Source organism: Anaerococcus octavius (assembly GCF_900445265.1).
GTDB classification, from domain to species: Bacteria; Bacillota; Clostridia; order Tissierellales; family Peptoniphilaceae; genus Anaerococcus; species Anaerococcus octavius.
Map to the genome: position 1 here is coordinate 1,444,180 of NZ_UFTA01000002.1, position 18,852 is coordinate 1,463,031.

Consider the following 18,852-nt stretch of genomic DNA (forward strand, 5'->3'; position numbering starts at 1 on the left):
TAACATTTTCCTAATTTCACTCAATACTTAATCACTTCGCATATAAGAAGGAATTTGTATTAGCTGATTAAAGTAAAATAACACATGAAAACGCATCCTTTTTAAAAGTTTTTCATGTGTTATTAATATTTAATATTTGTTTAAATTAAATTTTTAACCTAGATAATCAGTCCAAGTTCTCCTATCTTTATCAATTGCCTTAAAGTCATTTACAAAATCTTCTACAGCTTTGTTTACATTATTATCCTCAATAAATTTTCCAAAAACTTCATAAGAGCAGGTTGCAATTGATATGCCATATTCTGCTAATTTTAAGACTTGGTTTGTATTTTTAAAGCTTGCTGCTAAAACTTTGGTATCTGTTTGATTTTTTTCTAAAATATTTTGAATTTTAATTGTTGTTTCTACACCATCATAACCCAAATTATCTATACGATTTACATATGGAGCTACATAATCCGCTCCTGCTAATGAAGCTAAAAATGCTTGTGTCGGACTATAAATTGCTGTTGCAGTTATATTTGTTTGCTCACTTTTTAATTTTTTAATAGCTTTTAAGCCTTCTTTATTTGTAGGAATTTTTATAAAAGTATTTGATCCAAATTTTTCTTTTAGTATTCTTGCTTCTTTTACAATATTTTCAGCATCATCCGATAAAATTTGTATATGAAGCTCATCTTCTCTGATAAATTCTCTAATCTCTTCTAGAGTTTCTAAAGGATTTTTATTATTTTTAAAAAGTATACTGGGATTTGTTGTAACTCCACATACTGGATAGTAATTGTACAAATACTTTATATTTTCAATATTTGCATCGTCTATTAATAAATGCATATTAACCTCTAGTCTTTCCACCCGCAACATTTATAGTAACACCATGTATATAGGAAGACCTATCACTTGCTAAAAAGCATACTAAGTTTGATACTTCTGTAAGCTTTCCACTTCTTCCTAACGGTGTTGTTTTTGTGCTTTTATAACCTTCTCTAAGTTTTTCTACTGTTATATCTCTAGTATAGGATAAAGCTTCCTCATATTCTAGCGTTCTAAGTCCTGTAGCTTCCAGTATTCCTGGTGCTACTCCTACAACTCTTACATTGTATTTTCCTAATTCTTTAGCCCAACTTCTAGTTAATGAATTTACAGCATTTTTTGTAGCTGCATATATTGACTGTCCTTCACTACCTTCAAGTCCAGATTCACTAGACATATTAATAATAACTCCATGCCCTTGATCTACAAATACTCTAGCTGCTTCTTGAGCACAATAAATTAATCCTTTAAAGTTAATACTTGTAACCAAGTCTATAACCTTATCATCTAATTCATATTTACCATGAGGATCTTTAGGATCAACTAATAATCTTGGTATATTTATACCAGCATTATTTACTATGGCATCTAGATGACCAAATTTTTCAATTGTCTTGTCTATTACATTTCTTACATCTTCCTTGTTAGTTACATCTAAATGTGTATATAATAAACTCTCATCTGATTCATTCGCATAATCTGGCTTATTATCATTTATATCTGTTGCAGCTACTTTCGCATTTGCTCCTAATAATCCTTCAACTACTGTTTTACCTATACCTGACGCTGCCCCTGTAACTAAAACAACTTTTTCTTCTAAAGCTAACCAACTCATTATTAATCCTCCAAAATTCTAAATTCCGTTCCTATTTTTAAATCAGGAATATCTACTTTCTCAGTGACTATAGCTCCAGGTAATAAATCATCTATATTTCCGCTCAAATTTACTGTTAAATGTGCTAAGCTTTCTAAATTTACTTGAGCCTCATCTCCCACAGCTAATATTTTGGATTGTACACCATCAATATCAATATGATCTCCAGCTTTAATGTCTCCATCTGTATCTTTTATCTCTAACGAATAGCAATAATCTCTTAATTCTTCTGGAGCATTATCCCCAAAAAATATTATCATTTCATTCCCAAATTCATCTGCAGAATTTCCAATGTTAGTTACTGTATTTTCATAAATTATTTTCATTATCAATCCTTTCTATTCTTTATCTATGCGTATAAACCAATACTAGCTAAATATGCTATCAACACTCGAGGTACCCCAATTAAAAATCTTGAATACATTACCGAAACAACTCCAACCTCAACTGTATCTGCATCCGCTTCTGCCAATCCTAAACCAACAGGTATAAAATCACAAGCATTTTGTGTATTTATAGCAAATAGTGCAGGCAAAGCTAGACTTGGTGCAATATTTCCCCTAGCTATTTCAGCTCCTATTAAAGTTCCAATTACTTGAGCAATTACAGCTCCCGGTCCTAATAGAGCTGAAAGTACAGGTATAGAACAAATAAATCCTAAAATTACTAAGCCTATTACATTTCCAGTTAATGGAATAAGTAATTTTGCAAACCAATCTCCAAATCCAGATCCTTGAATAATACCAATTAGCATTGCTACAAAGGCCATAAATGGAATTATTGTGTTTAACATTGTTTGCACTGCATCTCTACCTGCTTGAAAAAATATATCTATTATCCTTCCAGCACCCATACCTACTTTTTGTATAAAGCTATTATCACTTTGTTCTGCAAGTGTTTGTGAAACTTTTTTATCTTTAGTATATGTTATTGTTTCATTACTTTTTGTATCAGTGTTATCTTCGCTTGTTTCATAAACTTTATTAGTATTTTCTTCTGTTGATGATTTATTGCTATCATCAGATAATATTTCAATGAGAGAAACTTGCTTTGGTCCGACATCAGATACATAAATTGTTTCGTTTATATACTGAGCGAGTGGTCCAGATTTTCCTGTTGGTTTTATATTAAGAGTTGGTATCCCTTTTTTAGGATATATTCCACATCTTAATGTTCCACCACAATCAATAACTACTGCAAATATTCTTTCTTCTGGAACTGATGTCTTAAACCCATTGACAATTTCACATCCTGTAAGTTCTTTTATTCTATCCACCACAGGAGGCTTTGCGCCTCCACCAGTAATAAATAATAGCACATTCTTATCGCCTTCAGGACCAATTACTAATGGTCCGCCATATCCTGCCGATCCCTTTACTACTTTTACTTTTGCCATATTATGCCTCCGCTTTTACTTTTCTATCTAATTTTTTATTTTGATGTTTCTCTACATAAACAGTTGTAAAGTCTGTAATCCATCCTGCAAAGAAATTCATAACTAAACCTACAAGCATATACCTAATAGCTAATGGAGTTGTATCAAGTCCAAGTTTCTCAACTCCTTGTGCAATTCCTAACCATACAAATAATTCACCCGGATTAATATGTGGAAATATACCATTATTTGTATGGCAATGATATGCTGCTGATGCGTAATATGATGGTTTTTGGTATTCTGGTAAAAATTTTCCCATTGATAATGCCATAGGATTACCAAGCATAAAAGCTGATACAAATGGGAGTACTCCATATGCCAGTATTTTATTCTTTGAAGCAACTTTACCAAATTTGTTTATTTTTTCTGGACCTATAATTGCTATTAAAGAGTTCATAAATACTAAAAGCAATAGTACTTTTGGTATTATTCCACCCACCCAACTTACAAACGTTTCTGCACCAAGTTCAAATAAATGAATAAAGCCTTGTGCTAAATTAACTAAAAAATTCATAGTATCTCCTTATAATTATGCTGCTCCCCTTTTCATAAGCCCGCTTAATTTTTGAAATGGCGATTTTTCCATAGGAGTTTCTTCTCCTCTTTCTGCCCTTATATAATTATCTTTAGCGTTTAATATAGCTTGCTTTAAACTTTTAGGGAATTTTGTTCCGGTCAACACTTCTTTATCAATATCTTTTATATTAATATTGTTAAAGTCAAAATTTTCTTTAAATCTGGCAAATACAGTTATTCCGTTAATAAATGCGGCGTTTCTAATTATTCCATTATTATCTACTCCAAACATAACTATTGAACCAGATCTAAGTCCTCCTTTTTTTATTCCTATTGCAACTTTTCCAACTTTAATAAATTTTCTAAAATATTTCTTAAACGAATTCATTTGTAAATAAGTTAAAAAATATTGAAGTAAGAACATCACCCCTAAAAATAGAATTATAATTATATAACTTTTTTCCATATACTCTCCTTATCTAAATAATTTTGTATCTTTTATAATAAATTCCATAAGTTGCCTATAATTTTTTACTTTATCTACATTATTTAAAAAGTCATTGTCAGTAGCAAGAGTAACAATTTCATCATATAAATTAATAATTAACGTGTCATCATCACTTGGAATTCCCACTATAATAATGACTTTTATCTGCGAATTTGGAAATAAACCCAAACTCAATATAAATTCATTGCTTTTTACATGAGGAAACGCTAATTGATCGGAAAATTTAGTAGAAGATTCTGATTCTCTCAATAATATAGCATTTGTAAAATCTTCATCAACGATTTCTATTTTTTCAAGATACTCTAACATTCTCACTAAATTTGTTTCGTAATCTTTACTCTGACCAATATAAAAATTATTTTCTCTAAGTTCAGTAAAAATTAAAGATTTCAGACTTTTATCTTTTTTAAAAACGCTTTGTTTAAAGTAGAAATCATCCAATTCTTTTCGTATGAGTTTTTTATTATAAAAACCACTAGGTATATAAAGAACATTGTTAGAATGTATAGGTTCTGTAGTAAGTATCAAGTCATAATTCTTATTAAAAGGCATTTCTGAAACATTTCTAAAGTAATCTGTAGCATTTATTCTATTAAATCTCTCTTGAATTAAAGGTAATATTTCAACTGCTTCTTTTTTATTCTTATCAACTATAGCTATATTAAATTGATTAACTGGAGATGAATTTAATTTATCAAATAAATAAATTTGAAAATAAGAGGCTAAAAAACTTTTTTCAGATTCATTTATTACTTTATTTTTTTCCTCAAATATCACTTCTGCAGCAATCTCACTCATTTTATAAGCAACTTTGTATTCATTTTTAATAGTTTCACTAAGAGGATTTTCAATATTATAATTTAGTTTAATACGATTTAATAAATAATATATGTGATAAGTAAAGTTTTCTGTTATTTCTCCCAAATCCACACTTATATCCATTTGATTTTTTATTCTTTTAAAAATCTTATTAGTCAGATCGCTTATTCCTACTATTTCATCTGAATTATAATTTATGTGTGAGGATGTCCTATTAGCCAATAAAGGGATCAGTATAAAATTTATTTCAGAATTTGATAGTCTTATTTCTTCTATCTTACTTACATAAATTTTTATTTGTTGCGAAATTTCATTATAGTCTTCAAAGCCATATAAAGCAGTTTTATCAAAATTAAATTCTAAAGTATTTCCTTTCCTTAATCTATCTAAGGAAATATGAAAAAACTTTATAAGATTTTGATAAGTATCTTCATTTATGAAATATCTTATTAATAAATTATATAAAAATATATTGTATTCATCTTCGAATTTAGCTTTCCCAATAATATAGTCATATTGGTTTTCTAAAATGAAATATCTCTTATCTAACTCTTCTCCCATTAGATTAATTCCTACATTTGGTTTACCATAAATTTTTAAACCATACTGACTTAATCCTTCATTAGCTAATTTGATGTCTTTTGTGAGAGTAGACTTAGAAATATTCATTTCTTCTGCTAAATCGTCCAACTGAACGTCATTGTAATTAAGCAATTTTTTTGTAATATTAAAAATTCTTAATTTTGGATTAGTAAAATCATTTTTTGATAATATCTCTTTATTTTTTATAGTGTTATAATTGTCAAGATTATATATAAATAATGATATCAAACCATTTTTCAAATAAATATAAGCACCATCTTTGAGTTCGTGATTTAGTATTTGTATTTCATTTTTTATTGTCTTCTCGGAGACCGAAAGAGCATTTGATAAATCAATGATAGAAACATCGCTTTTTTCAAGTGCAGACAACATAAGAATTTTTCTATCATCTAATTTCTCCCACATTATTTCCTCCTATTTATTATTATAAAGATATAAAGAAAATAATTAATATTAACTTTTTCCTTCGTATAGAAAATAATTAATATAATTATATGTCAATGAGTATAATAAAAAGAGATTTTATGAAATTTTTTGATAAATTTTACACTAGAGTTGGTATTACTCTTGTGGCTACTATATTTATTGGTATTTCTATTGGTATGATGCGTAGTACTTATTTGAGCGTTGATCTTTTTACTTCGTTTATTATTGGAGTTTGTAATACTTCTGGAATTTATTTTAGATATATTTATCCAATTATTAACGCTATTATTTTGGTTTTGATATTTTTCCTTAATAGGACAATGATTAGCATGGATACTGTTATCAATCTTTCGGTGATAGGCTTTATGGCTGATTTTTCTTCCAAGATCATTTTATTAGTTTTAGCTAATATCATTATGGCTTTTAATGTTTCACTTTATGCTAATGTCAATCTTGGGCTTTCTGTTTATAACTCTTTGTTTCTTACTATAAATAAAAAAAATCCTAAGATTAGCTTAGGATTTTTTAGGATAATTACTGATGGAGTCTGTATAGTAATGGGATTCTTGGAAAAGCCCATTTGAGATTTGGCACTGTTATTAATTTTATTTTGATGTGGTCTTTGTTTGATTTTTTTACAAAAATTTCTACTAAAAATATTTTAAATAGATTTAAAATTAATTTTGATTTAAATTAAAGAATCGCCCTTATAAGGGCAATTAACTTTATCCAAAAACTTTTTCTCCGTTTAAATAAGTACTTTTCAAATCTAGATTATCATCAAGAACTATAAAGTCTGCATCATAGCCTATTTTTAATTTTCCACATACATCATCTATGCCAACAGATTTTGCTGGTACTAGACTTGCCATTTGAATGGCTTCAAATAAGTCGGCAATCTCCCATTCTACTACATTTTTCACTGCATCTTTTAATTTTAAGATTGATCCTGCTAGGTTGCCACCTTCTTTTAACCTTGCTGTTCCATCTTTTACTACTACATCGAATTCACCAAGTTTATAATCACCATTTGCCATACCACCTGCTGACATACAATCTGTTATTAGGGCTATTTTATCGCGTCCTTTTACATCCATCAAAATATTTGCACTAGTTGGATTTACGTGGTGACCATCGCAAATTAATTCGCTAATGGCATCTGAATTCATAGCTGTACCTACCATACCAGGATTTCTGTGGTGGAGGCCGCTCATGCCGTTATAGGTATGGACAAAAATATTTGCACCCTCATTTACTGCAGCCATGGCATCTTCATAGCTTGCATCGGAATGTCCAAGGGCTACTGCAACTCCAATCGCATTTGCCTTGTGAATAAAATCTGCTACTCCTTTTCGTTCTGGAGCTATGGCAATTTTATTTACTAATCCATCTGATAAGTCTTTCCATTTTTTTAGTTTTTCTATATCTGGGTCTGACATATATTTTTCGTTTTGTGCACCCTTATATTTTTCTGTAAAAAATGGGCCTTCTAAGAATACTCCACGCACCTTTGCACCGGTAACTTCTTTATATTCTTCCCCAACTACTCGACATGCCTCATCTAATCTTTCTGTAGAATCTGTAAGAGTTGTTGGTAAAAAGCTTGTAACTCCTGTTTCTAAAAGGCCTTTTGAAATAATTTCTAAAGCACCTTTTTTGGCATTCATGATATCTTCTCCATGGTAGCCGTGTATGTGAGTGTCTACTAGACCTGGGGCAATTATTCCTCCCGAATCTTCAAATTCTTTTGGTTGTTCTTTAGAAAATGATTTTATTTTTCCATCTTCTACTTCCATATAATAATCTTCTAAAACTTTATCTTCTAAAATAATATAATCTGCTTTATAAAACATATTCTCTCCTTTTCTAGTATTTTACCCATTGATGATGGGTATTATAAGTCTAGGGGTTAGAAAAATGAAATTAATACTAGCAGTTGACGAAAATTGGGGAATTGGAAAAGATAACGAAATGCTTTTTCACCTAAAAAAAGATTTAAAGCATTTCAAAGAAATAACTATAGGCAATATTGTAATAATGGGTAGAAATACTTATGAATCAATGGGTCAAGCTTTGCCAGATAGGGAAAATATAATTTTAACTAGAAATTCTGATTACAAAGCAGATGATGCAAAAATATTTAATAATCCAGCTGATATTTTATCCTATATTAAAAATAGTAATAAAGAAGTTTTTGTAATAGGTGGATCTGAAATAGTAGAAATATTTTTGTCCTATGTAGATGAAGCTATTATTACAAAAATAAAGGCAAAAAAAGATGCTGATACCTATTTGCATAATTTTGACCAAGACCCATATTTTGAGATAATAAGTGAATCTAAAGAATATGAAGAAAACGAAATAAATTTTTCTTATGTAACTTATAGGAGGAAAAAATGAGCAAGACAGAAATTTTTGTAAGTGACAAATGCCCACATTGCCAAAGAGTATTTAAAGATTATGAGGCAAATCCTGATAAATATGATGGTATAGAAATAGTAAATATTTCTGAAAGTCTGCCAAATCTAAAAAGACTATTAAAATATCGTGACACTTTAGATGGTTACAAAGATGTAAGAGAAGAATCTAGAATCGGAATTCCATCTAGGGTAGTTGATAGCGAAAAAGTAGATTTTTTAGAAGAACTTAAAAAATAGGATAAATATAAGAGCTGGCAATTTTTTACCAGCTCTTTTTATATGGGATTTATTGGGATTTTGTTTTAAAATTATTTTACTAATTCTAGTGGTGAATCAACTTGTTCGTCTACTGTCTCACCTTTTAGATATTTGATAGCTGTTTCGATTGCAAGTTTACCCATTTCTTTTGGTTTTTGAGCAACTGTTGCTGAAAGCGATCCATCTTCTACTGCACTTATGGCATCTTCATTTCCATCAAATCCAACTACTACTATGTCTTTACCAGATGTTTTGATTGCTTCGCTTGCACCTAATGCCATTTCGTCATTTTGGCAGAAAACAGCTTTTACATCTGGATGAGCTTGAAGTAAGTTTTCCATAACTGTAAGCCCTTCTGCTCTATCAAAGTTTGCTGTTTGGCTAGCTACAAGATTGATTTTTCCATCTGTTGCTTCTTTAAATCCTTCTCCTCTTTCACGAGTAGAACTTGCTCCAGGAATTCCTTCTAATTGCACAACTTCTGCATCTTCTCCAACTTTTTCTAATATATATTCTCCTGCAAGTTTTCCGCCTTCAACGTTATTACTTGCTATAAAACTTACGATTTCTCCTGAATCTGTACCTCTATCTACACAAATAACTGGAATATTTGCTTCATTTGCTTTTTCTACTGATGATGCAATAGCTGTTGAATCAACTGGATTTATAATTATTAAATCTACTCCTTGAGTGATTAAATCCTCTACTTGGTTACTTTGTGTTGATGAATCATTTTGTGCATCAGAAATAACCGTTTCTGCATCATCTCCTGCACCTTCTTCTATACCTTCTCTAATTGATACAAAGAATGGATTATTAAGTGTTGAAAGTGAAACACCTATTTTCATATTTTCATCTGTTTTTTTATCTGCTGTTTCCTTTGATTCAGTTTTATTCTCTGTACTTGTATTATTGTCCTCCCCCTCTAAAGAACAAGCTGTAAATGCAAATAAAGCTACAAGTACAATTGATAAATATTTTCTAATTGTTTTCATATTACTCTCCTATTTGTTTCTCTTACGGTCGATAAGAACTGCTATCAAAATTACAATTCCTTTTACGATTTGTTGATAAAAACTTGAAACTCCCAATAAATTAAGTCCGTTATTTAGTACACCTAATATTAAAATACCGATTAAAGTACCTGTAAGTGATCCGCTTCCACCAGTCATACTTGTACCACCAAGTACAACTGCAGCAATAGCATCCATTTCGTAAGCTGCACCTGCTGTTGGTTGAGCAGAATTTAATCTAGATGTCAAAACTAAACCTGATAATACAGCCATTAGTGAAGAAATCACATACACCCAAATTTTAACCTTATCTATATTAATACCTGAAATAAAACTTGCCTTTTCATTGCCCCCCACTGCATAGATTTTACGGCCAAGAGCAGTTTTATTTAAAATCATCCACAAAACTAAAAAGGCTAGGATAAATAGTATCACTTGGAAAGGTATGCCTAAAAATTGACCCTTTCCTAGAAACTTAAAGGCAAAATCATCTCTTGGTCCTGCTATAGGACGACCATCTGTATAAACTAAAGTAAGTCCTCTAAAAATAGTCATTGTTGCCAAAGTTACTATAAATGGAGCAAGCTTTCCTTTTGTAATTAAAATTCCATTTAGTAAGCCTAAAACTAAACCAAGAACTAGAGCAATTAAAATTGCAAGTCCTGTATTCATTCCATTTTGTAAAAGTCCTGCAAAAATTGCAGATGTAAGGGCAAGGGTCGATCCTACTGAAAGATCTATACCTCCTGTCAGAATTACAAATGTCATTCCTAAGGCAATGAATCCATTTATAATTAATTGTCTCATTAAGTTTAATAAGTTGTTTGATTGTAAAAATGCAGGATTTAAAATACTTACAAATACCATAAGTATAATTAGAGCAAGTATAGTTCCTAAATTTTGATTTTCTTTCATTTTTGTTTTGAAATTACTCATAGATTTCCTCCTGTGGCAAGAGTCATTACTTTTTCTTGATCAGCTTCTTCTCTTAAAAGCTCACCATTTACTTTTCCTTCATGAATTACATATATACGGTCAGAAAGAGATAATAATTCAGGAAGATCGCTTGAAATTAATATAATGCAAACTCCCTTATGGGTTAATTGTTTGATCAAATCATATATTTCTCTTTTTGCACCTACGTCTACCCCCTTGGTAGGTTCATCTAAAATTAAAATTTCAGGTCCTATGGCATACCATTTGGCAAAAACAACTTTTTGTTGGTTACCACCTGATAAGTCACGCACCTTGCTTTCTGTTGATTGAGTTTTTACTCTAAATGAATCCACTAAGGAATTCGATAAATCTTTTTCTCTTTTCCTATCTAAAAATAATTTATTTTTAAATTTATTAAAGTTTAAAAGAGAAATATTTTCTCTTATGGACTCATCTAGTACAAGACCTTCTTCTTGTCTATTTTCTGTTACAAAGCCAATTTTATTGTTTATAGCTTCTATTGGTTTTGTAATTTCTACTTTTTTGCCATCTATGTATATTTCGCCGCTATCTTTAGGGTCTAATCCATAAACAGCTCTCATTATTTCTGTTCTGCCTGCGCCCATAAGTCCAGATATACCCAGTACTTCACCTTTTTTTGCAGCTATATTTATATCTTCAAAGTAACCTTCTCTTGAAAAGTTTTTAAGTTCTATTTTTACATCTAAAACTTCAGCATCCATTTCTGGATAAAAGTCACCTATGTCTCTACCGACCATGTGAGAGACTACTTCTTTTTCACTAGTTTCACTAGTATTCATAACGGCAACTGATTTACCATCACGCATTACAGTTATTTTATCTGTCAAGGCAAATATTTCTTCCATACGGTGGGAAATATAAATCATAGATACATCTTCATCTCTTAGCTTGTTAATTAGTTGAAATAATTTTTCGATTTCGTTGTTGGTTAAAGCACTTGTTGGCTCATCTAAAATAAGCACATTTACTTTATTTAGGTTTGCTTTTGCTATTTCCATCATTTGCCTTTGACCAACTGATAAATTGGAAACTTTGGTATCTGGATTTATATTTAAATCAAATCTATCAAGCAAGTCGACACATTTTTTACGCATGGTTTTTTTATCCAAAAATAAACCTTTACCAAGCTCATTATTCATAAAAATATTGTCCATAACACTTAGTTCTGGCCAGTCACTTAATTCTTGGTGGATGAAGCTAATTCCATATTCTTTAGCAACATTTGTATCTATTATGTCTACTTCTTTTCCATCTATTAAAATTTTACCAGAATCTTTATTTAAAACTCCTGATAAAATATTCATTAAGGTGGATTTGCCCGCTCCATTTTCTCCAACTAGAGCATGGATTTCTCCTTGACCTAGATTAAAATCTACACCCTTTAGTACATCGTTTTTCCCAAAGGACTTGTAGATATCTTTCATCTCTATTATCATATATGCTCCTAAAAGATATTTTTTGACTCTAAAATTATATTTGAATATGGGGTATTTTCGCCAGTTCTTATTACAAATTTGACATCATCAAGCTTTTTCTTAAAATCTTCGTGACTTATATATTCGCTTGATACACCCTTTAAAAGGTCTTTTATAGCTTTTTCTTGGTCTGGATTTTCTTCTTTTATTTCGCTAGCTAATATGTAGTGCTCACAACCAAAGTCATCTAACAAGGTTTCTAGAACATCTATAAATTTAGGTTCTCCCAGTTTTAAAGCTAAATCAATTTTTTTCTCTGGATAAATTGGCAATCCGCAATCTCCAATTGCAATTAAATCTGTATGACCTAGATCTGATAATCTTTTTGAAATCTCACTATTTAATATGCCTTTTTCTTTCATAAATCCTCCTCATCAAATTTTTTTACTTCTTCAATATTTGGAATAGAAATGCTTGCTCCTTGTTTAGTTACTGACAAAGCAGACGCTTTTGTTGCAAGTTTTAAGCAATCTTTTACATCTTTATTTTTATAAAACTCTGCCACAAAAAATCCCGTAAAGGTATCTCCAGCTCCTGTACTATCTACTGCCTCTACATTATAAGCTTCTTGGAAAATTTTATTTTCCTTATCTACAAATATAGATCCCTTGCATCCTAAAGTTATAACCACTTTTAAATCCGGATAATTTTCTCTAAAATATTCTATAATTTGATCTATATCTTGACAATTTGTTATTTCTTTGGCTTCGGTTTCATTGACCAAAAGCAAATCTATTTTATTTAAATCAAATTTCTTAACTTCTTTTGTAATAGGAGATGGATTTAAAACTAGCTTCATTTGCTTTTTATAACCCATATCGATGATATATTCCATATTATTTATTTCATTTTGCAATACTAGAATATCGTCTTTATCAAATTTTGATAAAACTTGAGCTATATATTCTTTATCATTATCAAAATTTGCTCCCTTATACAAAACTATCGAATTTTCACCCTTGTCATCTACTTGTATAATAGCATTTCCAGTTGGATTTTTAGATTCTTTTATAAAACTTGTATCAATTCCTTCACCTTTTAAGTATTCTTTTAAAAAAGCACCGTCACTGCCGACACTACCAGCATGATAAACTTTATCAAAATTTTTCACCAAAGCTATTGATTGATTTAAGCCTTTGCCACCAGCTCTTTTTTCAATACTTTGAGCACTTATGGTTTCGCCGGGTTTTACTATATGATTTACTCTAAAGAAAATATCTATATTTAAAGAGCCAAAATTAATTATTTTCATTTTTAAAACCTACGCTTTCTCCTTCAACAATTTCAGGTTTGATCATTATTTTTTCCTGCACCTTATCATTTTTTATAAGTTCGTCAGCTATCATTATTGCATTTTTAGCAATTTCTCTTAAATTTTGATCTACTGATGTGAGTTTGGGTGTGATGATTTTATTTAAAAATAAATTATCGTAGCTAATTAAAGAAATATCTTCTGGTATTTTTATTCCTTCTTCTAGAAAATAGTTTATCAAACCATAAGAAGACATATCAGCAAAGGAAAAAATGGCATCAACATTTCTCTTTTTGAAAAATTTTCCAGTTGCATATCCTTCTTCATATGTGTAATCTCCATGAATAATATTTTTTGGATCTATGTATATATCATAATTCATAGCAGCTTTTATAGCTCCTGATAGTCTTCTAGATGAATTTGCTGTTGACCTAGGTCCTATTAAAAGTCCGATATTTTTAAAACCACGTTTTATTAAATATTCCATAGCTATATATCCACCAATTTCATTATTACCTGTAACTATTTGAGTATTTCTACTGGCAAAGTCTACTTCATCTAAAAAAATAATATTATGTTTTTTAACCAAGTCTTCGTCTAAATTTTTTACATTTCTATCAACCACTAGGGTTGCTGCAAAAAAATTACTTACTAAAAGTTTTTCGAACTCTTGATTTTTTATTTTTTGATTATTAGTATTATGGATATACAAAAAATATGAATATTCTTGGGCAAACTGCGTTAATTCCTTTACTAGCTCAGAAAAAAAAGGATTATTTATGTCTGGAACTATAGCCATAATAATATTACTCTTTTTACTAGCTAAGGCTTTGGCATAGCTATTTGGTTTGTAATTTAAATTATTTGCAGCCTTTAATACTTTTTTTCTCGTTGCTTGTGATATTTTATTTTCAGTATTATTTAAAACCATAGAAACTGTTGTAATTGATACGCCAGCTTCTTTTGCCACATCCTTAATATTTGTCATATCACCCTCATTAAAACGTTTTAATCGTCTATATGATAACACTATCAAAAAATATTGTCAATAAGTTTGATAAATATTTTCAAAAAAAATCCCCAAAATCTAAATGATTTTGGGGTCAATTTATTAAGCTGTTTTTTTAGCTTTGTCCTTGTGCAAGAATGATAGCTTAGTTTCTGAAATCATTATTGCTGCAAACATTAGTATAAATCCTATTACTGAATAAGTTGTAAGTGATTCTATACCAAGTAATACCGGGATTAAGATACCAAATACTGATTCAAATCCTAGGATAATTGCCGCTGATGAATCGTCTGTATATTTTTGTCCTATATTTTGTAGTAATAGGGCTACTGTTGTACAGAATATAGCTAAGTATAACAATTCTAATACTGGCCTAGATGAAGCTAATGTTAAGTGTGAATTATCTTCAAATAATAATGTTACAATCGCAGATAATATTGCTGCAGATGTAAATTGGTAAATAGTCATTTGGATTGGGTCTTTACCTTTTGTAAAGTAATTTACTGCTACTATGTGTGCTGCAAATAAGAACCCACTTAGTAGGGCAAGTCCATCACCCATTTTCATTTCTGGACTTGCATCTAATATTGATGTTCCTTTATCTACACCTGATTTTGAAATTAAGTAAATACCTATTACAGCTATTATTGCGGCTCCTATATTGTATTTATCAGGTCTTTTTTTAGTAACTGCCCATGATAAAAATGGTACAATTACACAGTAAGAAGCTGATAAGAAAGCACTTCTTCCCGGATCGGCATATGTAACACCTAAGGTTTGAGATGAATAAGCCATAAATAGAAATATACCTACTATAAATCCTGCTTTTTTATCTTCTTTTGTTGCTTTTTTAAGCTTTTTATTAAAAATAATTGCTAAAATAATTGCTGATAATCCAAATCTGCACATTAATATAAAGTTTGGATTAAAGGTATCTGCTGCACCTTTTACTACCGTTAGGGATGAACCCCATAGGATTGCTGTGATAAGCAAGCCAAGTTTGGCTAGTTTACTCTTATCATGTGTTTTCTTTTTATCTGTCATGTCCCCTCCTATTGATATATACTCATTTAAATATATCATTTGTTGTTTATTAGCTTTTCCTTTTATATATTTACCCTTTTATCAGGATGAATATTGAATAAAAATAATAAATTGTCATCCACTTCATTTATATTTGCATCTATATTATAAACTTCTTCAAACATCTTTTTAGTGAATATCTTATACTTATCTCCGATTCCATATACTTTACCATCATTTATCAAAATAATATTATCAGCATATCTTTCTACTAATTCCATCTGATGTAGGGTTATAAGAGTAGTAAGATTAAGTTCTTTTGTTAGCCTTCTTATAATTGCAAGAATCTCATATTGATTATGTAGATCAAGTGCACTTACAGGTTCATCTAAAAGTAGAATATCAGGTTTGCTTATAAGTGCTTGAGCTATAAGTACTTTTTGTACTTCTCCTCCGCTCATTTTATTTATCTTCTTATCTTTAAATTTTGTAAGATCTAAAAGTTTCATTATTTCATAAGTATCTTTTATATCTTCTTCTTTTAATTTAAAATTTAAATTTTCTACTTTACCTAGGATAATGGTTTCAAAAACTGTAAAATTAACTTTGGTATTTATATTTTGATTAAGGTAAGAAATTTTTCCATCTGTTATGATGTCTCCATCATATTGGACTAATCCACTGATAGCATTTAAAATAGTGGATTTTCCAGCCCCATTTCTACCCATAAGTACATGTACTTTTCCAGGCTGTATTGCAAAACTAATATTGTCTATGACTTCTTTATCATAATTTATTGTTAGATTTTTAATATCAATCATTCTTGACTCCAAAAAGCATTACATAGATCAGTGGCAATCCAATAATTGATGAAATAATACCAATAGGTATAACCACTCCAGGTTTAACTATTTTTGAAATCATAGATGAAATCACCAAAAGAACTGCCCCAACAACAGCTGATAGTATTAAATAATATCTCTGATCTTCTCCTACCAATCTCCTTGCAAAGTGTGGTGCCAAAATACCTAAAAACCCTATTATTCCTACATAAGATACTGAAACTGCTGCAAGTATAGAAACCAAAATAAAAGTTCTTACTTTTAGCTTTTTAATATCAACTCCCATAGCCATAGCTCTATCTTCTCCAAAACGCATAGCTGTTAGCTTCCACGAATCTTTTAAAGAAAATACAAGAATAACGACTAATACAAATAAAATTATTCCAACTTGCTTTAAAGATGTCTTTGTAACATTTCCAAAAAGCCAAAATACTATGGAAGATAAGGCCTCATCTGTCGCTAAATATTGTAGCAAAGATGTCAGTGAATCAAAAAAGAATTTTATAGCTATACCTGCTAGGATCATATCTTCAGTATTCATGGCCTTCTTTTTTGATACATAAAACACTAATATCATTGATACTAAAGAAAATATAATAGATCCAAAAGCAACATAGGAAAGGGAGAAGCCCAAAAGTAAAAATAGGCTTGCTCCAAATCCTGCAGCAGATGAAATTCCTAAGGTAAAGGGATCTGCTAGTGGATTATTTAAAATGGTCTGCATAATAGCTCCACCAAGTCCTAAAGATAGACCTACAACAATAGATGTTAGAACTTCTGGTAAGCGGATGTTAAACAAAATTGTTCTTTGTACTTTACTTAAATTTGAAAGATCACTTAAAGCAATTTTGCTATCTCCAATAAATAAATCTATTACACCTGCTATTATTAATATAATTATAGAAAGGAAGATTTTCTTATTTCTATTATTCATATTTATAAGACCAAGTACCTTCTAAATCAATTGGCATGAATTTATCATAAAATTCTTTTAAGTCTTCATCTGGATCTAAATCTTTATAATCATCTGGATGGAAGGTTTTTGCTAAAAATTCATATGCATAAAAGTCACTCATATCACGTACTAATTGGTGGCTAATAACATATAGTTCATGATCTTTAACTGCTGATAAATCAGACCACCCTGCACGTGTATTATATTTATCTAATTTTTCTTTAACTTCTTCAGGTTTTACGTTATAACCCATCTTCATGCAGTGAGGCTTTTCTTTCCATATAGAGCCTGCTATTAGAATTTTTTCAGGATCTCTAGAAAGTAAATATTCACTTGATATAGGAGCAGCTTCATCTGATTTAAGTATATCTGTACCTATATTATGTCCACCACAATCACCAATTATTTTTCCCCACATAATATTAGAACCATATGTATTGCCATATTGTTCCTCACCATCATAACCATGCTCTAAATAAACTACGGGTCTTTCTTCTTCTGCATATTCTTTTTCTACTATAGGTCTTACTCTAGACTCATAAAAATCTGTTAATTCATCTAGATTTTTATCTAAACCTGTTACATCAGCTATTAATTTAGTAGATTGTAAGTGTTTATCTAGATCTTGAGAATGATAGTCTATATAAAAAACAGGTATATCAATCTTATCTTTAATAGAATCAATTTGTGTTTTATAACTAATTGGAGCTATAATCCCGTCTGCATCTGAATTTAAAATAGCTTCATAAGAAAAATCATTGTCCATAAAATCACTAATTCTAGGAACATCTTCTATCTCAGGCATAACTTCTTCTAATCGTTTGTAAAAATCATTTCTATTAATTTTTACTCCATCATCCATAGCTGCAATTTTAGATAGGAAGTTATCCTTATCCAAATACATCATTATATTAAATGGACCACCCGAACCAGAACCTTGGATGATTACTTTATCTAGTGGCTTATCTAAAGTTACTTCATTGCCATCTAAATCAGTAACCACTTTAGGATATCCTTCTTTATCAAAGTTATCGTTTTCACTATTGGCAGATTCTTTTGTATCTTTGTTATCAGTATCCTCTTTTGTTGTTTGAACTTCTTTATTAGATTCAGTAGCTGCTTTATCCTCTGGTTTTGCTTGTTGATTATTTGTGCATCCAGATAAAATTAGCACTAAAGATAACAGTAATGTTTTAAAATATTTCATAATCTCTCCCTATTTTCTGTAATATAATTTTTTTAGTAAGTCAAAGGCAGATTTAATACCTATATCTTCATTTAAGGCAAGTTCTCTTGCTGATTCAAATTCTGGGTATACATAATCTTTACCATTATGACTTACAATTTTATATTGGTATCTATTGCCTTTATAAATGATTGTGTCTTTTTTGCGATCTAAAATATCTCTTTTAATGGGTATTTTCCTTATACCTATACTTGTAGTATGTTTAAAAATTAAATCTTCAATCTTTTTTTCATTTTCTAAATCACAAATTATTGATAGCTTATAGGCTGGTCTATTCTTTTTCATATATATTGGTGTATAAAATACATCTAGTGCGTATTTCATACACTCATCTACTATAAATCCTAAAACTTCACCTGTACTATCGTCAATATTAGTTTCTAATAT

At 29.9% G+C, this 18,852-nt stretch carries 22 protein-coding genes; 3 read left to right on the forward strand and 19 right to left on the reverse strand.

Annotated elements, in window-relative coordinates:
• Positions 1-153: 153 nt before the first annotated feature.
• The 7 genes from DY249_RS07090 to DY249_RS07120 are packed head-to-tail and all read right to left on the reverse strand — an operon-like array spanning position 154 to position 5,973.
• Positions 154-834 (reverse strand): transaldolase family protein, encoded by a 681-nt coding sequence (locus DY249_RS07090; protein WP_115595657.1) that lies wholly within the window; start codon positions 832-834, stop codon positions 154-156.
• Position 835: 1 nt separating this feature from the next.
• Positions 836-1,648: an SDR family oxidoreductase gene (locus tag DY249_RS07095; protein ID WP_115595658.1), complete on the reverse strand. Its 813-nt coding sequence runs from the start codon at positions 1,646-1,648 to the stop codon at positions 836-838.
• Between the two features lie 2 nt (positions 1,649-1,650).
• Positions 1,651-2,013 (reverse strand): PTS glucitol/sorbitol transporter subunit IIA, encoded by a 363-nt coding sequence (locus DY249_RS07100; protein WP_115595659.1) that lies wholly within the window; start codon positions 2,011-2,013, stop codon positions 1,651-1,653.
• Positions 2,014-2,036: 23 nt separating this feature from the next.
• A complete protein-coding gene (srlE, locus tag DY249_RS07105; protein ID WP_115595660.1) occupies positions 2,037-3,083 on the reverse strand; it encodes a PTS glucitol/sorbitol transporter subunit IIB in 1,047 nt (348 codons plus the stop codon).
• A gap of 1 nt (position 3,084) precedes the next feature.
• Positions 3,085-3,636 (reverse strand): PTS glucitol/sorbitol transporter subunit IIC, encoded by a 552-nt coding sequence (gene srlA, locus DY249_RS07110; protein WP_101539592.1) that lies wholly within the window; start codon positions 3,634-3,636, stop codon positions 3,085-3,087.
• A 15-nt stretch (positions 3,637-3,651) separates the two neighbouring features.
• Entirely contained in the window at positions 3,652-4,104 is a 453-nt protein-coding gene (locus DY249_RS07115; protein ID WP_101539593.1) for a transcriptional regulator GutM, read from the reverse strand.
• A 9-nt stretch (positions 4,105-4,113) separates the two neighbouring features.
• Positions 4,114-5,973: a BglG family transcription antiterminator gene (locus DY249_RS07120; RefSeq protein WP_115595661.1), complete on the reverse strand. Its 1,860-nt coding sequence runs from the start codon at positions 5,971-5,973 to the stop codon at positions 4,114-4,116.
• Between the two features lie 119 nt (positions 5,974-6,092).
• On the opposite strand from DY249_RS07120, the gene DY249_RS07125 reads away from it, so the two are divergent.
• Positions 6,093-6,578, forward strand: a complete 486-nt coding sequence (locus DY249_RS07125) for a DUF6198 family protein (RefSeq protein ID WP_101539595.1) — start codon at positions 6,093-6,095, stop codon at positions 6,576-6,578.
• A 141-nt stretch (positions 6,579-6,719) separates the two neighbouring features.
• Here DY249_RS07125 and nagA read toward each other — a convergent pair whose 3' ends face one another.
• The gene (gene nagA, locus DY249_RS07130; RefSeq protein ID WP_115595662.1) at positions 6,720-7,847 is read right to left on the reverse strand and encodes an N-acetylglucosamine-6-phosphate deacetylase; all 1,128 of its coding nucleotides are present in this window, start codon (positions 7,845-7,847) and stop codon (positions 6,720-6,722) included.
• 64 nt (positions 7,848-7,911) lie between these two features.
• Between nagA and DY249_RS07135 the strand changes: the two genes are divergently transcribed.
• A complete protein-coding gene (locus tag DY249_RS07135) occupies positions 7,912-8,394 on the forward strand; it encodes a dihydrofolate reductase (RefSeq protein ID WP_115595663.1) in 483 nt (160 codons plus the stop codon).
• The gene (locus DY249_RS07140) at positions 8,391-8,651 is read left to right on the forward strand and encodes a hypothetical protein (protein WP_115595664.1); all 261 of its coding nucleotides are present in this window, start codon (positions 8,391-8,393) and stop codon (positions 8,649-8,651) included. Before DY249_RS07135 ends, DY249_RS07140 begins: the two co-directional genes overlap by 4 nt.
• A gap of 71 nt (positions 8,652-8,722) precedes the next feature.
• Here the strand turns inward: DY249_RS07140 and DY249_RS07145 are convergent, their stop codons facing one another.
• The 11 genes from DY249_RS07145 to larC2 all read right to left on the reverse strand — a co-directional run bounded on the left by DY249_RS07145 (position 8,723) and on the right by larC2 (position 18,852).
• Positions 8,723-9,667, reverse strand: a complete 945-nt coding sequence (locus tag DY249_RS07145) for a D-ribose ABC transporter substrate-binding protein (protein WP_115595665.1) — start codon at positions 9,665-9,667, stop codon at positions 8,723-8,725.
• 9 nt (positions 9,668-9,676) lie between these two features.
• Positions 9,677-10,621 carry an ABC transporter permease gene (locus DY249_RS07150; RefSeq protein ID WP_115595666.1) on the reverse strand — a complete coding sequence of 315 codons (945 nt, stop codon included), beginning with the start codon at positions 10,619-10,621 and terminating at the stop codon, positions 9,677-9,679.
• Complete coding sequence (locus DY249_RS07155) at positions 10,618-12,099, reverse strand: sugar ABC transporter ATP-binding protein (protein WP_115595667.1); 1,482 nt, start codon at positions 12,097-12,099, stop codon at positions 10,618-10,620. Before DY249_RS07155 ends, DY249_RS07150 begins: the two co-directional genes overlap by 4 nt.
• 8 nt (positions 12,100-12,107) lie before the next feature.
• Positions 12,108-12,500: a D-ribose pyranase gene (gene rbsD, locus DY249_RS07160; RefSeq protein WP_115595668.1), complete on the reverse strand. Its 393-nt coding sequence runs from the start codon at positions 12,498-12,500 to the stop codon at positions 12,108-12,110.
• On the reverse strand, positions 12,497-13,390 hold the full coding sequence (locus DY249_RS07165) for a ribokinase (RefSeq protein WP_115595669.1): 894 nt from the start codon (positions 13,388-13,390) through the stop codon (positions 12,497-12,499). The genes rbsD and DY249_RS07165 overlap by 4 nt, the downstream gene beginning before the upstream one ends.
• A complete protein-coding gene (locus DY249_RS07170) occupies positions 13,377-14,378 on the reverse strand; it encodes a LacI family DNA-binding transcriptional regulator (protein ID WP_101539604.1) in 1,002 nt (333 codons plus the stop codon). The genes DY249_RS07165 and DY249_RS07170 overlap by 14 nt, the downstream gene beginning before the upstream one ends.
• Positions 14,379-14,501: 123 nt before the next feature.
• On the reverse strand, positions 14,502-15,443 hold the full coding sequence (locus DY249_RS07175; RefSeq protein WP_115595670.1) for a DMT family transporter: 942 nt from the start codon (positions 15,441-15,443) through the stop codon (positions 14,502-14,504).
• A 62-nt stretch (positions 15,444-15,505) separates the two neighbouring features.
• Positions 15,506-16,243 carry an ABC transporter ATP-binding protein gene (locus tag DY249_RS07180; RefSeq protein WP_101539606.1) on the reverse strand — a complete coding sequence of 246 codons (738 nt, stop codon included), beginning with the start codon at positions 16,241-16,243 and terminating at the stop codon, positions 15,506-15,508.
• Complete coding sequence (locus DY249_RS07185; RefSeq protein ID WP_115595671.1) at positions 16,236-17,198, reverse strand: FecCD family ABC transporter permease; 963 nt, start codon at positions 17,196-17,198, stop codon at positions 16,236-16,238. Before DY249_RS07185 ends, DY249_RS07180 begins: the two co-directional genes overlap by 8 nt.
• The gene (locus DY249_RS07190; protein WP_115595672.1) at positions 17,191-18,426 is read right to left on the reverse strand and encodes an ABC transporter substrate-binding protein; all 1,236 of its coding nucleotides are present in this window, start codon (positions 18,424-18,426) and stop codon (positions 17,191-17,193) included. Before DY249_RS07190 ends, DY249_RS07185 begins: the two co-directional genes overlap by 8 nt.
• Positions 18,427-18,435: 9 nt before the next feature.
• Positions 18,436-18,852 carry a nickel pincer cofactor biosynthesis protein LarC2 gene (gene larC2 / locus DY249_RS09425; protein WP_172540100.1) on the reverse strand — a complete coding sequence of 139 codons (417 nt, stop codon included), beginning with the start codon at positions 18,850-18,852 and terminating at the stop codon, positions 18,436-18,438.

What these genes read in the sequence shown, in the direction of transcription:
- DY249_RS07090 (WP_115595657.1), bottom strand. Translation starts at nt 834, where the DNA reads ATGCATTTATTAATAGACGATGCAAATATTGAAAATATAAAGTATTTG.
- DY249_RS07095 (WP_115595658.1), bottom strand. Translation starts at nt 1,648, where the DNA reads ATGAGTTGGTTAGCTTTAGAAGAAAAAGTTGTTTTAGTTACAGGGGCA.
- DY249_RS07100 (WP_115595659.1), bottom strand. Translation starts at nt 2,013, where the DNA reads ATGAAAATAATTTATGAAAATACAGTAACTAACATTGGAAATTCTGCA.
- srlE (WP_115595660.1), bottom strand. Translation starts at nt 3,083, where the DNA reads ATGGCAAAAGTAAAAGTAGTAAAGGGATCGGCAGGATATGGCGGACCA.
- srlA (WP_101539592.1), bottom strand. Translation starts at nt 3,636, where the DNA reads ATGAATTTTTTAGTTAATTTAGCACAAGGCTTTATTCATTTATTTGAA.
- DY249_RS07115 (WP_101539593.1), bottom strand. Translation starts at nt 4,104, where the DNA reads ATGGAAAAAAGTTATATAATTATAATTCTATTTTTAGGGGTGATGTTC.
- DY249_RS07120 (WP_115595661.1), bottom strand. Translation starts at nt 5,973, where the DNA reads ATGTGGGAGAAATTAGATGATAGAAAAATTCTTATGTTGTCTGCACTT.
- DY249_RS07125 (WP_101539595.1), top strand. Translation starts at nt 6,093, where the DNA reads ATGAAATTTTTTGATAAATTTTACACTAGAGTTGGTATTACTCTTGTG.
- nagA (WP_115595662.1), bottom strand. Translation starts at nt 7,847, where the DNA reads ATGTTTTATAAAGCAGATTATATTATTTTAGAAGATAAAGTTTTAGAA.
- DY249_RS07135 (WP_115595663.1), top strand. Translation starts at nt 7,912, where the DNA reads ATGAAATTAATACTAGCAGTTGACGAAAATTGGGGAATTGGAAAAGAT.
- DY249_RS07140 (WP_115595664.1), top strand. Translation starts at nt 8,391, where the DNA reads ATGAGCAAGACAGAAATTTTTGTAAGTGACAAATGCCCACATTGCCAA.
- DY249_RS07145 (WP_115595665.1), bottom strand. Translation starts at nt 9,667, where the DNA reads ATGAAAACAATTAGAAAATATTTATCAATTGTACTTGTAGCTTTATTT.
- DY249_RS07150 (WP_115595666.1), bottom strand. Translation starts at nt 10,621, where the DNA reads ATGAGTAATTTCAAAACAAAAATGAAAGAAAATCAAAATTTAGGAACT.
- DY249_RS07155 (WP_115595667.1), bottom strand. Translation starts at nt 12,099, where the DNA reads ATGATAATAGAGATGAAAGATATCTACAAGTCCTTTGGGAAAAACGAT.
- rbsD (WP_115595668.1), bottom strand. Translation starts at nt 12,500, where the DNA reads ATGAAAGAAAAAGGCATATTAAATAGTGAGATTTCAAAAAGATTATCA.
- DY249_RS07165 (WP_115595669.1), bottom strand. Translation starts at nt 13,390, where the DNA reads ATGAAAATAATTAATTTTGGCTCTTTAAATATAGATATTTTCTTTAGA.
- DY249_RS07170 (WP_101539604.1), bottom strand. Translation starts at nt 14,378, where the DNA reads ATGACAAATATTAAGGATGTGGCAAAAGAAGCTGGCGTATCAATTACA.
- DY249_RS07175 (WP_115595670.1), bottom strand. Translation starts at nt 15,443, where the DNA reads ATGACAGATAAAAAGAAAACACATGATAAGAGTAAACTAGCCAAACTT.
- DY249_RS07180 (WP_101539606.1), bottom strand. Translation starts at nt 16,243, where the DNA reads ATGATTGATATTAAAAATCTAACAATAAATTATGATAAAGAAGTCATA.
- DY249_RS07185 (WP_115595671.1), bottom strand. Translation starts at nt 17,198, where the DNA reads ATGAATAATAGAAATAAGAAAATCTTCCTTTCTATAATTATATTAATA.
- DY249_RS07190 (WP_115595672.1), bottom strand. Translation starts at nt 18,426, where the DNA reads ATGAAATATTTTAAAACATTACTGTTATCTTTAGTGCTAATTTTATCT.